Raw genomic sequence first — 12,356 nt, forward strand, 5'->3', positions numbered from 1 at the left:
GATTACATTTATGCGTATGCAGGTTTAAGCACACAGCGCGTTATGCCAGACGAGGATAAGCATCCGCAATCTTGTCGCCGGTAAAGTTGGCGATCCAGCCTTCCTGATTATCGAAAATACGAATCGCGGTAAAGTGCGGTTCAGAGCCCATATCAAACCAGTGTGCCGTGCCTTCAGGTACTGAAATCAGATCATTCTTCTCGCACAGAATCTGGTAAACCTCACTGCCAATATGCAGGCAAAACAGGCCAGACCCTTCGACGAAGAAACGCACTTCATCTTCGCTGTGCGTGTGTTCATTCAGGAACTTCTCGCGCAACGCCTGCTTGTTAGGATTGTCTGCACGCATGCTCAGCACATCCCAGCTCTGATAACCTTTCTCTGCCACCAGACGATCGATCGCGTGCTGATACGCTTTGATCACCGTTTCAGCGTCAGGGTCGTTACCCAGATCGCGATCCGCTTCCCAACGCTCAAAGCGGACGTTTTTGGCGTTCAGGCGCTCGCGAATCGCCTCGGCATCGGTACTGTGCCACAGTGGCTGGCTGGATTCGGTATCGCTAAAAATTGTCAGTGCACTCATGTTAAATCGACTCCGGATTAATCTGCGAAAAATCGTTTACCTGATGATGGCGACTGGCGTTATCGGCCTCGCCACGAATTAACTGCAATGTGTGCCAGCCTGCTTGTGCCGCAGCATCCAGTTCCTGATGGATATCTGACAGGAACAGCAACGAAGAGGGTGCCAGGCCAATGTGTTCGGCGATGTTGTGATACGACTGGGTTTCACGCTTAGCGCCAACCGCTGTATCAAAATAGCCGCTAAACAGCGAGGTTAAATCACCTTCATCGCTGTAGCCAAATAACAGTTTCTGCGCAGGCACCGATCCCGAGGAATAAACATACAGGGCAATCCCTTGTTGCTGCCAGCGTTCAAAGGCGGGCAGCACATCGGGATAAAGGTGGCCGGTGAACTGACCTTCAACATAACCCGCACGCCAGATCATCCCTTGCAGCGCTTTCAGCCCCGGCGATTTGCGATCTTCATCAATAAAACCGATCAGCGTGGCGATGAGGTCATCCAGCGATGCCTGGGGCGTCGCTGACTCTTCACGCACTGCGTTTAGCGCCGCAACCACCTTCTCATCCGTTTGGTTATCCCGCACGAAGGCTGCCAGATGCTGACGTGCATAAGGAAACAGGACATTGTGCACAAACTGAATATCACTGGTGGTGCCTTCAATATCAGTAACAATCGCGCGAATCATTGGGTCTCCAGCAGTCGACGTTGCAGTTCACATTCAAACAGGAATTCCAGCCCTTCCAGGTGGCGGCGCGCTTCGTTGACGTCTTTGCCCCAGCAGGTTAAGCCATGACCACGTAACAGGAAGCCGTACCGCAACGGCGTGTCCGCCGCAAAAGCTTCAATGCGCTGTGCCAGTGCCTCAATATCCTGGTCGTTATCAAACAGCGGAATCGCAACGGTATTGAGATGCGTGTCCTGACCCGCGAGGGTTTTCTGCATCTCGTAGCCGCTCAGCAGCAACGCACTGCCCTTCTCTACACGCGACAGTACGGTGGAATTCACCGTATGGGTATGCAGTACAGCCCCGGCCTGTGGGAACAAGCGATAAATCAGGGTATGCAGCCCGGTTTCCGCCGACGGTTTACGTCCCGAAGGGACACTGTTTGTCGCGATCTCCACCTGAATAAAGTCATCACGCGTCAAACTGCCTTTATCTTTACCTGATGCGCTTAGCAGGCAATATTCGGCATCCTGGCGCACCGACATGTTTCCGCCCGTCGCGGGTGCCCAGCCTTTTGCGCCAATCCAGTGGCAGGCGGCCACTAAATGTTCCAATGGGAGAAAATCCGTCATAGTGAAGGTGAGGCTCCGCAGTTGTTTTAGACGTCTAAGCGTCTCGATTGCCAAATATTAGCATCCTGTGTAGAGTGGCAGCAACACAGGGTTTCTCCGCATCGACATTCGCGCTTAAGGCCACTAAATAATGACGCAGCTCAACCTGACTCCCGAGAGCAAATTACCGGCGCTCGGCACCACGATTTTCACGCAAATGAGCGCCCTTGCCGCGCAGTTCAACGCCATCAATTTATCACAGGGTTTTCCGGATTTTGACGGCCCGCAATATTTACAGGATCGTCTGGCCTATCATGTGAGCCAGGGCGCAAACCAATATGCGCCGATGATCGGTGTGTTACCCCTGCGTGAAGCGATTGCCGATAAAACGGCTGAGCTTTACGGTCACACGCCCGATGTTAACAGTGATATCACTGTAACCGCCGGCGCGACCGAGGCACTGTATGCCGCGATTACGGCGCTGGTGCGTCCGGGCGATGAAGTGATCTGCTTCGATCCCAGCTACGACAGTTACGCGCCTGCTGTTCAACTGGCCGGCGGCGCGCTGAAACGCATTGCATTGCAGCCACCGGGATTCCGCGTTGACTGGAGTGAATTCCGCAGCTTGCTGAGCGCGAAAACCCGTTTAGTCATTCTGAATACGCCGCACAACCCTTCTGCGACCGTGTGGCGAAAAAGCGATTATGCCGAGTTATGGCAGGCGATCGCTGAGCAGGAAATCTATGTGCTGAGCGATGAAGTCTACGAACACATCTGTTTTGATGCAGAGGGCCACGCCAGCGTGTTAGCGCATGCCGAGTTACGCCAGCGTGCCGTTGCCGTCTCTTCGTTTGGCAAAACCTTCCATATGACCGGATGGAAAGTGGGCTACTGTGTTGCACCAGCAGCGATCAGCGCCGAAATCCGTAAAGTACACCAGTATCTGACGTTTTCGGTTAATACCCCGGCGCAGCTGGCGATTGCCGATATGCTGCGTCAGGAGCCGGAACACTATCGTGACCTGCCGGCCTTCTATCGCGAACGCCGCGATTGTCTGGTTGATGCATTGTCGGGTAGCCGCTTCAAGGTGTTGCCGTGCGAAGGCACTTACTTTGTGCTGCTGGATTACAGCGCCATTTCCGATCTGGATGACGTCAGTTTCTGCCAATGGCTAACCAAAGAAGTCGGCGTGGCAGCCATTCCGTTGTCGGTATTCTGTGCCGATCCGTTCCCGCACAAGCTGATTCGCCTGTGCTTTGCCAAACAACCCGCGACACTTATCGCCGCTGCGGAGCGCTTATGTCAGCTTTAAAAATTACCGTTCTGCAGGAAACCCTGAGCTGGATGGACGGCGAAGCCAACCTTCATCACTTCGATGGCGTATTGAAAGGCATTGAAGGTCGCGATCTGATTCTGCTGCCCGAAATGTTCACCACGGGTTTTGCCATGGAAGCAGCAGAGAGTTCGCTGCCGCAGCAACAGGTCATTGAATGGCTGCACAGCCATGCGAAAACCAGCAATGCGCTGGTCGGTGGCAGCGCAGCCATCCAGACCGAAAAAGGCGCCGTGAACCGTTTTCTGCTGGTTGAACCGAATGGCACCGTGCACCAATACGACAAACGTCATCTGTTCCGTATGGCCAATGAACATCAGCATTACGTTGCGGGTGATACGCGAGAAGTGTTCACCTGGCGCGGCTGGCGTATTCTGCCGCAGATTTGTTACGACCTGCGTTTCCCGGTGTTCTCACGCAATCACAATGATTACGATCTGGCGCTGTACGTTGCCAACTGGCCAGCACCACGTGCGCTGCACTGGCAGTCTTTGCTGATGGCCCGTGCGATTGAAAATCAGGCGTATGTCGCCGGTTGTAACCGTGTCGGCAGCGATGGTAACAACCATCAATACAGTGGAGACAGCCGGATTATTTCGCCGCTCGGTGAGATACTCGTCGCTGGCGAACCTTTTGCCCGCGCCCGGCTGGAGGCGGAGCTGTCGCTGGATGATCTGCAAGCCTATCGCGAACGCTTCCCGGCGTGGCGCGATGCCGATGGCTATACATTGAAGTAAACGTCTTGCCGCGTCTTTCTGGCGCGGCTTCATCTCTTTTTTAATTTTTGTTTCCACATTGGAAACACCCCTAACTTCGGCTAAAATGTTTCCATGTTGGAACATGCCGAGGGAATGATAAATGATCGCCGAAGCTATTCAGGCCTCAGATAACCTGATTAAAGCCGTCCCCTTGCTTGGCGGTAGTCAATCGAAAGCAGATTATGAGCAAGCGCTAGAGCTGGTTGAGTATTTGGTTGAGCATCAGCCTTCTCATCCACTGATTGATATGCTGGCTGATAAAGTCGCGAAATACGAAGAGCACGCGCCGGAATTTTCAGCCTTCAATGCACGCATTAAGACTCTGCCAGGTGGAGTCGCGCTGCTACGAGTTTTGATAGATCAACACGATTTGAACCAATCATCTTTCACTCAGGAAATTGGTCAGCGTTCGTATGTTAGCCGGATTTTGAAAGGTGAACGTAAGTTAACGGATAAGCATAAAGCTGCGCTGGCAAAACGTTTTAACGTGCCGTTTGAGGCATTCCGCGAAGATTAAACAGAAAAAAGCCGCAGCGTGTCACCGCTGCGGCTTTAATGTGATTAAAGATCGAAGCGATCCAGATTCATCACTTTGGTCCAGGCTGCCACGAAGTCATTGACGAACTTCTGTTTGGCATCGCCGCTGGCGTAGACTTCGGCCAGTGCGCGCAGAATGGCGTTGGAACCAAACACCAGGTCGGCACGGGTGGCGCTGTACTTCACTTCACCGCTGGCACGATCGCGGCCTTCGAACAGCTCGGCGCTCTCATCGGTGGCGCGCCATGCGGTGCGCATATCCAGCAGGTTGACGAAGAAGTCATTGCTCAGTACGCCGACACGATCGGTGAACACACCGCGCTGACTACCATCGAAGTTGGTGCCCAGCACACGCAGACCCCCCAACAGCACGGTTAATTCCGGTGCGCTCAGCGTCAGTTGTTGTGCTTTATCCAGCAGCAGGGTTTCGGTGGATGAGCCACCCGCAATACGGCGATAGTTACGGAAACCATCGGCCAGCGGTTGCAGCACGTCAAATGACTCCACCTCAGTTTGGTCCTGACGCGCATCCACACGGCCCGGTGTAAACGGCACTTGCACCGCCACGCCCGCCGCTGCGGCAGCCATTTCAATACCCACACTGCCGGCCAGAACGATCACATCCGCCAGCGACGCTTTACCAGACTCCTGCTGAATTTTTTGCAGGGTTGGCAGCACATCGTGAATCACGCTGGCATTCACTGCCCAACCGTTTTGCGGTGCCAGTGCCAGACGTGCACCGTTGGCCCCGCCACGTTTGTCACCGCCACGGAAAGTGGAAGCAGATGCCCAGGCCGCAGAGACCAGTTGGCTGGCGCTGAGACCGGAAGCAGCAATCTTCGCTTTCAGATCGGTGATCTCATCAACGGTTGGCTGGTGGATCGCGGCAGGCAACGGGTCCTGCCAGATCAGATCTTCTTTTGGCACTTCCGGGCCGATGTAACGCGCTTTTGGCCCCATATCGCGGTGGGTCAGTTTGAACCAGGCACGGGCAAAGGCTTCATTGAACGCCTGTGGATCGTTGAGGAAACGGCGGGAGATCTTGCCGAACTCTTCGTCAAAACGCAGCGTCAGATCGGTCACCAGCATGGTGGGCTTGCGCTTTTTCTCGGGATCGAACGGGTCTGGAATGATCGCTTCCGCATCCACCGCTTCGAACTGGATCGCGCCTGCTGGGCTGTGTGTCTGTACCCATTCGTATTTGAACAGGTTCTCGAAGAAGTAGTTGCTCCACTGGGTAGGCGTCTGCGTCCACACCACTTCCAGACCGGAGGTAATCGCATCAGCACCGGCACCGCTGCCGTAGCTGCTGCTCCAGCCGAGGCCCTGCGCTTCAATTGGCGAGGCTTCTGGATCAACACCCACGTGGCTGGCGGCAGCCGCACCGTGGGTTTTACCCAATGTATGACCACCGGCAATCAGCGCGACGATCTCTTCATCGTTCATGCCCATATTGCCGAAGGTGGCGCGAATCGCTGGTGCCGCTGATTTCGGATCGCCGCTGGCTTCCGGGCCTTCCGGGTTGACGTAGATCAGGCCCATTTCGGTGGCACCCACCGGCGCATTGGCAAGACTTTCTGGGTGGCGATGCGCCAGCCATTCAGTTTCGTTACCCCAATCCACATCCAGATCCGGTTCCCACACGTCTTCACGTCCGGCACCAAAACCAAAGGTGCGGAAGCCGGCATTTTCCAGCGAGACGTTACCCGCCAGGATATAGAGGTCGGCCCAGGAAATTTTCTGACCGTATTTCTGTTTTACCGGCCACAGCAGGCGACGTGCTTTATCGAGGCTAACGTTGTCTGGCCAGGAGTTAAGCGGCGCGAAACGCTGCTGCCCACGGCCGGAACCACCACGACCATCCACGGTGCGGTAAGTACCGGCACTGTGCCACGCCATGCGAATGAACAGCCCAATATAGCTGCCCCAGTCGGCTGGCCACCAGGATTGAGAGTCGGTCAGAATAGCGCGGATATCCGCTTTTAACGCCGGGTAATCCACTTTGCTGAACTCGTCGCGGTAGTTGAAGTTTTCACTGAGGGGATTGGAACGGTTGGAGTGCTGATTTAACAGGTCGACACGTAACATATTTGGCCACCAGTCGCGGTTGGTTGTTCCGCTCCCCGCGCCACGTGCCAGTACGCTTTTTTCTTCAGACGCCCCGTGATGAAAGGGGCACTTGCCTGACGCTGCTGCATTATCGTTATTGTCGTGCGTGCTCATTTTTCGGCTCCGTTTGCTTCACATTGTCCGGTAAAGATAACCGTACCTTGTGAAAGAATATATTTGGATGAACCGAAGGTTTTGATAGTTACTGTCTTTCAAGCGCAGCGTGTGACATGACGCACAAAAAGTAGGGTTTTATCGTCAGCTGCGCATAATTTCGTCACTAAAACAGGTGTCCTTTGCAGCCAGTTGTCCCTAAGTGCGCACCCTGCAGTCACTGGAGTGTTGCAGGGTCGCCATTTAGGGTGGCCGTGACAAAATTAGCTGCCGCGATAGGTTGACCACGACCACGGTGAGATCAGAAACGGCAGATGATAATGGCTGCCCGCCGAACCAATCACAAAATCAATCTGTGCACTGACGTACAGCGCATCGCGTCCGTCAGCAGCGAAATAGTCACCGATCTCTGCGGTCAATCGATAATGGCCTGGTGTTAACGGCTCGGGCGTTAAATCCTTAATACGGCCATCGCTATCGGTTTCCCCCTCCGCCATCGGCAACCAGCCTTCCGGGCTGTTCTGCTCCAGGGATATGGCCACGCCGATAGCGGGTTTACCCAGCGCGGTATCCAGAATGTGAGTGGTAATGGTGCTCATACAATGCTCTCCTTAAGCCGTAACAGGGTGATTTCACGCAGTTGCGTCAGCGCTTCCTGCTGCTCTGTCTCTGCATCATTGTTGAGCCTGCGCTGCAATTCCGCCAGCATCTCCTCGCCACTCCGCCCTTTGGCACGAATCAAAAACACCCGGCTGAAGCGCTGTTCATAGGATTGATTGCCCGCCAGCATGGCAAATTGCAGCGCGCCATCGGCCTGCTGCATCGCCGACTGCTCATTGCGTGACGATACTGCCTCTTTGCCCGCGCCCGCGGCTTTTTCACCAATACGGGGGTGAGCGCGTAATGCTTGTTCCAGTTCGGCACCTTGCCAGCGCTTTGCCAGTGTTTCGGCGGTCGTATAGAGCGCTTCCACATCCGCAAAAGGCCGTGCGGCCACCAGCGCCTGCTGCCAGTCAGGAATTGCCACGCAGTGGGCTATCGCTGTGTGTGCCTCATTGGGCGTGGCATCGTTAAACACCGCTAACTCCATGCAACGGCTCCTTAAGCCTGTGCCAGATCGTTGACCGCTTGCAGATAAGCCTGCACGCCCAATGCCACATCGGCTACCTGCACGGACTCGGCTGGATGATGGCTAATACCGCGATAGTTGCGCACGAACAGCATACCCACTGGCCAGCGATCGGCGATCGCAATCGCGTCGTGCCCTGCGCCGCTTGGCAAAGAAACGCTGCGGTCCTGTACGGTTTCCACCGCGTGGCTCAGCGCCTGTTGCAAACGTGCATCACAGGCGGTTGCCGCAATACGGTAATACTCGCTAGCGGTAAAAGTCAGTCCACGCCGCAAGGCAATCGCTTCGGCTTGTGTCAGCAGCGCGGACAACAGGCGCTCCAGCGGCTCATCCTGCGGCCCACGTACATCCAGTGAAAACTGCACTTCACCGGGGATAACATTCACGGCGCCCGGCAAACAGCTCAGGGTGCCGACCGTGGCCACCAGTTGTGGATCTTGCTCGGCAGTGGTGTGCTCAACAAACACCATCCACTCGGCGGCGGCGGCCAGTGCGTCTTTACGATGGGTCATCGGCACCGTGCCAGCGTGGCCCGCTTCACCGATAAAGCTGCAATTCAAACGACGCGCGCCGTTAATCGCGGTCACCACGCCAAGCGCCAAATCTTCCTGTTCCAGACACGGCCCTTGTTCAATGTGCAGTTCAAGGTAAGCCGCAATGTCGTTGACGTCGCGTGCTGCCTGCAAAATGTTGGCAGCGTCCAGACCGAGATCCTGCATCGCTTCCGCCACAGTTATACCGTTTCCATCCGGATGCGTTACCCAACTCTCGGGCCATGTGCCGGTAATCCCCCGGCTGCCCAACAGCGTGATGCCAAAGCGCGTGCCCTCTTCATCGCCGAACCCGACAATCTCAATCGCCAGCGGTAAGCGCAGCTGACGATCGTGCAGCCACTGTACGGTTTCAATAGCACTCAGCACACCCAGCATGCCGTCATAGCGCCCGGCATTGCGCACCGTGTCCAGATGAGAGCCCAACAACAGCGCCTGCGCGCCGGGTTCAGCAGACTCATAACGACCGCAGATATTGCCCACAGCATCTTGCCAGGTGGTCATGCCGGCCGCCTGCATCCATTCTGCCACGCGGGCGTTGGCGCGGACCTGTTCAGGCGAGAGATAGACACGCGTCAGACCATCCTCACTTTCACTGATTTCAGCCAGGGCATCGCAGCGTGCCATGACGCGGGCAGCGGCGGACTGCGCCTCGCTGGCGGTCATCAGGCTGTTGCTCATGCGTGGCTCCCGTAATGATCCCACGCCGCCTGCATGGCCGCGCCTTGTGTCGAACGGTAACCCACATGGTTCAATACCGCTTCCAGCGCGCTCAGGGTTTGCATCACGCAATCTTTGCGCGCGTTGTAGCCCATGGTGCCGATGCGCCACACTTTGCCGTGTAGCGGGCCAAACGAGGTGCCGATCTCAATACCAAAATCTTCCAGCACCAATTTGCGCACCTGGTCGCCATTTACGCCCTGCGGGATCACCACGCCAAGCACGTTGTTCATCTTGTGCTTCAGGTCACCAAAGGTTTCGAGGCCCATGCCCTGAATACCTTTCAGCATCGCCTCGCCGTGCAACTTATGACGTGCAATGCCGTTATCCAGCCCTTCCTGCATCATCAAACGCGCGCACTCACGTGCACCAAACAGCGCGGTGGTGGCTTCGGTATGGTGGTTCAGACGTTCCGGCCCCCAGTAATCCATGATCATGCCGAGATCGAAATAGTTGGAGTAGATCATCTCGTCATCGCCGTCCTGATGATCCGCAGTACGAATCCCCTCTTCCACACACTTACGTTTGCGGATCACCGCTTCCATCTGCGGGCTGAGGGTGATCGGAGAAGTACCCGACGGACCGCCAAGGCACTTCTGCATACCGGCAGAGACCGCATCCAGTCCCCAGGCATCGGTTTCCAGCACGTTACCGCCCAGTGAAGCGGTGGCATCGGTGTAGAACAGCACGCCATATTTCTGGCAGATGGCGCCGAGTTGTTCCAGCGGCTGCAGCATGGTGGTGGAAGTATCACCCTGCACCGTCAGCAGCAGGCGCGGCTGCACTTTTTTGATCGCGTCTTCAATTTGATCGGGGGTGAACACTTCGCCCCACGGCACTTCAATAGTGTGCACTTCGGCGCGGCAGCGGCGGGCAATCTCACACAGCAGATGGCCAAAGCGGCCAAACACCGGCACCAGCACTTTGTCGCCCGGACGGATAGCCGAGAGCAGAATCGCTTCGATACCGGCGCGCGAGGTGCCGTCAATCAACATGGTCCAGCGGTTTTCGGTACGAAATACACCACGATACAGCGCCATCACTTCATTCATGTAGTGAGTCATCGCCGGATCGTACTGACCCAGCAGCTGGCTCGACATGGCGCGCAGGACACGCGGATCGGCGTTGATAGGACCAGGGCCCATCAGCAGGCGTTGTGGTGGATTTATTTGCGAAAACTGACTGATATCCATGTGCTATTCCTTTTGAAGACTTAAAGACGGACGGTGGAGATAAACTGTTTAAGCTCGGCGGTCTGCGGATTGGCAAACAGCGTTTTGCTGTCACCCTGCTCCCAGACACGGCCCTGATGCATAAACACCACGCGATCGCCCACATCACGGGCGAAGTTCATTTCATGGGTAACGAGGATTAAGGTCATGCCCTCGGCAGCCAGCTGTTCCAGCACCTTCAGCACTTCGCCTACCAGTTCAGGATCGAGCGCTGAGGTGATCTCGTCACAGAGTAATACTTTCGGCTGCATCGCCAGCGCACGGGCAATCGCCACACGCTGTTGTTGTCCACCGGATAAATTGGCCGGGTAGTAGTTGATGCGTTCGCCAAGGCCGACCTTTTCCAGCATCTGCGTGGCCAGTTCGCGACATTCGGCTTCGCTCTTCTTCAGTACCCGGCGCGGCGCCAGCATCACGTTTTCCAGCGCGGTCATGTGCGGGAACAGGTTGAAGTTCTGGAACACCATGCCCACCGAGCGGCTGATTTCACGCGCCTGGGATTCACGGTCGGTGATCGTCATACCGCCGAGTTTGATGCTGCCTTCCTGGTAGCCTTCCAGCCCGTTCATGCAGCGCAGCAAGGTACTTTTGCCCGAGCCGCTGCGGCCGATGATCGAAATCACCTCGCCGTTGTCGATATCCAGATCGACACCTTTCAGGACGTGGTTGTCGCCGTAGTACTTCTGGACCTGATTAATGGTGATGAGCGGCATTGAATTTTTTCTCCAGGTACTGGCTGTAACGCGACAGCGGATAACACATCAGGAAGTAACCCAGCGCCACCAGGCCAAATACCTTAAAGGGCTGATACGTCACATTGTTCAAAATAGTGCCGGCTTTCGTCAGCTCGACGAAACCGATAATCGAGGCCAGCGCGGTGCCTTTAATCACCTGAACGGCAAAGCCCACGGTCGGCGCGATGGCGATGCGAATCGCCTGCGGTGCCACCACGCGAAACAGCGTTTGACCAAAAGTCAGGCCGAGGCAACGCGATGCTTCCCACTGGCCCTTCGGCAGCGCACGAATACTGCCGTGCCAGATATCCACCAAAAATGCGCTGGTGTAGAAAGTTAATGCCAGCGAAGCGGCGGTCCAGGGCGCCACATCAATGCCAAACAGCCCGACGCCAAAGAAGGCGAGGAACAGCTGCATCAACAACGGCGTGCCCTGAAACAGTTCGGTGTAGCAGCGAATCAGGCGCGTCAACCATGGGCGCTTCAGCAGGCGTAAAAACAGCAGCGGTAAGGTCACCAGCGTGCCGCCAAAGAAGGCCACCAGCGACAGTAAAATCGTCCAGCGCGCCGCCAGCAGCAGGTTGCGCAGGATGTCCCAGTCAGTAAAGGTTGTCATGCGGGCTGCGCTCCAAACCATTTACGCCCCAGCGCCAGCAGCAGCTGTCGCATGGCAATCGACAACGCCAGGTAGATCAACGTGGTCACCAGATAGACTTCAAAACTCAAGAAAGTGCGTGACTGAATCAGGTTGGCGGCGAAGGTCAGCTCTTCGTACGAAACCTGCGACACCACCGATGAACCCAGCATCACAATGATGCATTGGCTGACTAGCGCCGGATAAATACGTTGCAGCGACGGCGGCAGAACCACGCGGATAAAAGTCTGCGTGCGGGTCAACCCCAGCACACGGCCCGCTTCCCACTGCCCTTTCGGCGTCACCTGAATTCCGGCGCGGATAATTTCAGTGCTGTACGCGCCAAGGTTAATCAACATCGCCAGCAGCGCTGCTTCGCCCGCCGTCAGTTTCAGACCAAGATTGGGCAAACCAAAGACGATAAAAAACAGCTGTACCACGAATGGCGTATTACGGATCAGTTCGACATAAACGCCCCAGATGCGACTCGCCCAGCTCGGTTTGCCACTGCGCAGTGCCGCGCCGAGAATCCCCAGGCTCACCCCGCCGACGGTGGCCAGCACCGTTATCTGAATCGTGACCCACAGCCCTGCCAGTAACTCTGGCCAGTGCGGCCAGAGATCTGCAAAATTGAGTTGCCCAATCAT

The 12,356-nt window shown here is 56.0% G+C and carries 14 protein-coding genes; 3 read left to right on the forward strand and 11 right to left on the reverse strand.

Annotation, left to right across the window (positions count from 1 at the left end):
- Window positions 1-40: 40 nt before the first annotated feature.
- Genes FD744_RS08595 through FD744_RS08605 form a run of 3 tightly spaced genes read right to left on the reverse strand, consistent with a single transcriptional unit; the run spans window position 41 to window position 1,879 of the window.
- On the reverse strand, window positions 41-583 hold the full coding sequence (locus FD744_RS08595) for an acireductone dioxygenase (RefSeq protein ID WP_034825366.1): 543 nt from the start codon (window positions 581-583) through the stop codon (window positions 41-43).
- A 1-nt stretch (window position 584) separates the two neighbouring features.
- Window positions 585-1,268 carry an acireductone synthase gene (gene mtnC, locus FD744_RS08600; protein WP_058961552.1) on the reverse strand — a complete coding sequence of 228 codons (684 nt, stop codon included), beginning with the start codon at window positions 1,266-1,268 and terminating at the stop codon, window positions 585-587.
- Window positions 1,265-1,879 carry a methylthioribulose 1-phosphate dehydratase gene (locus tag FD744_RS08605; RefSeq protein ID WP_160867981.1) on the reverse strand — a complete coding sequence of 205 codons (615 nt, stop codon included), beginning with the start codon at window positions 1,877-1,879 and terminating at the stop codon, window positions 1,265-1,267. Before FD744_RS08605 ends, mtnC begins: the two co-directional genes overlap by 4 nt.
- 130 nt (window positions 1,880-2,009) lie before the next feature.
- On the opposite strand from FD744_RS08605, the gene FD744_RS08610 reads away from it, so the two are divergent.
- The 3 genes from FD744_RS08610 to FD744_RS08620 all read left to right on the forward strand — a co-directional run bounded on the left by FD744_RS08610 (window position 2,010) and on the right by FD744_RS08620 (window position 4,466).
- Window positions 2,010-3,170, forward strand: coding sequence for a pyridoxal phosphate-dependent aminotransferase (locus tag FD744_RS08610; RefSeq protein ID WP_160867982.1), 1,161 nt, complete (start codon window positions 2,010-2,012; stop codon window positions 3,168-3,170).
- Window positions 3,158-3,928 (forward strand): amidohydrolase, encoded by a 771-nt coding sequence (locus tag FD744_RS08615; RefSeq protein ID WP_160867983.1) that lies wholly within the window; start codon window positions 3,158-3,160, stop codon window positions 3,926-3,928. Before FD744_RS08610 ends, FD744_RS08615 begins: the two co-directional genes overlap by 13 nt.
- A gap of 121 nt (window positions 3,929-4,049) precedes the next feature.
- Entirely contained in the window at window positions 4,050-4,466 is a 417-nt protein-coding gene (locus FD744_RS08620; RefSeq protein ID WP_160867984.1) for a type II toxin-antitoxin system HigA family antitoxin, read from the forward strand.
- A 44-nt stretch (window positions 4,467-4,510) separates the two neighbouring features.
- Here FD744_RS08620 and katG read toward each other — a convergent pair whose 3' ends face one another.
- From katG to FD744_RS08660, 8 genes are all read right to left on the reverse strand, one after another.
- Window positions 4,511-6,709 (reverse strand): catalase/peroxidase HPI, encoded by a 2,199-nt coding sequence (gene katG / locus FD744_RS08625; protein ID WP_160867985.1) that lies wholly within the window; start codon window positions 6,707-6,709, stop codon window positions 4,511-4,513.
- A gap of 263 nt (window positions 6,710-6,972) precedes the next feature.
- Complete coding sequence (gene uraH, locus FD744_RS08630) at window positions 6,973-7,308, reverse strand: hydroxyisourate hydrolase (protein WP_160867986.1); 336 nt, start codon at window positions 7,306-7,308, stop codon at window positions 6,973-6,975.
- Entirely contained in the window at window positions 7,305-7,799 is a 495-nt protein-coding gene (gene uraD, locus FD744_RS08635) for a 2-oxo-4-hydroxy-4-carboxy-5-ureidoimidazoline decarboxylase (RefSeq protein WP_160867987.1), read from the reverse strand. The genes uraH and uraD overlap by 4 nt, the downstream gene beginning before the upstream one ends.
- 11 nt (window positions 7,800-7,810) lie before the next feature.
- A complete protein-coding gene (gene hpxK, locus FD744_RS08640; RefSeq protein WP_160867988.1) occupies window positions 7,811-9,070 on the reverse strand; it encodes an allantoate amidohydrolase in 1,260 nt (419 codons plus the stop codon).
- Window positions 9,067-10,302: an alanine--glyoxylate aminotransferase family protein gene (locus FD744_RS08645; RefSeq protein ID WP_160867989.1), complete on the reverse strand. Its 1,236-nt coding sequence runs from the start codon at window positions 10,300-10,302 to the stop codon at window positions 9,067-9,069. The genes hpxK and FD744_RS08645 overlap by 4 nt, the downstream gene beginning before the upstream one ends.
- Before the next feature lie 20 nt (window positions 10,303-10,322).
- Window positions 10,323-11,054, reverse strand: coding sequence for an amino acid ABC transporter ATP-binding protein (locus FD744_RS08650; RefSeq protein ID WP_034825388.1), 732 nt, complete (start codon window positions 11,052-11,054; stop codon window positions 10,323-10,325).
- Window positions 11,035-11,691: an amino acid ABC transporter permease gene (locus FD744_RS08655; protein WP_058961561.1), complete on the reverse strand. Its 657-nt coding sequence runs from the start codon at window positions 11,689-11,691 to the stop codon at window positions 11,035-11,037. The genes FD744_RS08650 and FD744_RS08655 overlap by 20 nt, the downstream gene beginning before the upstream one ends.
- Window positions 11,688-12,356: an amino acid ABC transporter permease gene (locus tag FD744_RS08660; RefSeq protein ID WP_038648825.1), complete on the reverse strand. Its 669-nt coding sequence runs from the start codon at window positions 12,354-12,356 to the stop codon at window positions 11,688-11,690. Before FD744_RS08660 ends, FD744_RS08655 begins: the two co-directional genes overlap by 4 nt.

This window comes from Pantoea sp. Taur, assembly GCF_009830025.1.
GTDB classification, from domain to species: Bacteria; Pseudomonadota; Gammaproteobacteria; order Enterobacterales; family Enterobacteriaceae; genus Pantoea; species Pantoea communis.

Coding starts and splice junctions, on each gene's coding strand:
- FD744_RS08595 (WP_034825366.1), bottom strand. CDS start 583: ATGAGTGCACTGACAATTTTTAGCGATACCGAATCCAGCCAGCCACTG.
- mtnC (WP_058961552.1), bottom strand. CDS start 1,268: ATGATTCGCGCGATTGTTACTGATATTGAAGGCACCACCAGTGATATT.
- FD744_RS08605 (WP_160867981.1), bottom strand. CDS start 1,879: ATGACGGATTTTCTCCCATTGGAACATTTAGTGGCCGCCTGCCACTGG.
- FD744_RS08610 (WP_160867982.1), top strand. CDS start 2,010: ATGACGCAGCTCAACCTGACTCCCGAGAGCAAATTACCGGCGCTCGGC.
- FD744_RS08615 (WP_160867983.1), top strand. CDS start 3,158: ATGTCAGCTTTAAAAATTACCGTTCTGCAGGAAACCCTGAGCTGGATG.
- FD744_RS08620 (WP_160867984.1), top strand. CDS start 4,050: ATGATCGCCGAAGCTATTCAGGCCTCAGATAACCTGATTAAAGCCGTC.
- katG (WP_160867985.1), bottom strand. CDS start 6,709: ATGAGCACGCACGACAATAACGATAATGCAGCAGCGTCAGGCAAGTGC.
- uraH (WP_160867986.1), bottom strand. CDS start 7,308: ATGAGCACCATTACCACTCACATTCTGGATACCGCGCTGGGTAAACCC.
- uraD (WP_160867987.1), bottom strand. CDS start 7,799: ATGGAGTTAGCGGTGTTTAACGATGCCACGCCCAATGAGGCACACACA.
- hpxK (WP_160867988.1), bottom strand. CDS start 9,070: ATGAGCAACAGCCTGATGACCGCCAGCGAGGCGCAGTCCGCCGCTGCC.
- FD744_RS08645 (WP_160867989.1), bottom strand. CDS start 10,302: ATGGATATCAGTCAGTTTTCGCAAATAAATCCACCACAACGCCTGCTG.
- FD744_RS08650 (WP_034825388.1), bottom strand. CDS start 11,054: ATGCCGCTCATCACCATTAATCAGGTCCAGAAGTACTACGGCGACAAC.
- FD744_RS08655 (WP_058961561.1), bottom strand. CDS start 11,691: ATGACAACCTTTACTGACTGGGACATCCTGCGCAACCTGCTGCTGGCG.
- FD744_RS08660 (WP_038648825.1), bottom strand. CDS start 12,356: ATGATTGGGCAACTCAATTTTGCAGATCTCTGGCCGCACTGGCCAGAG.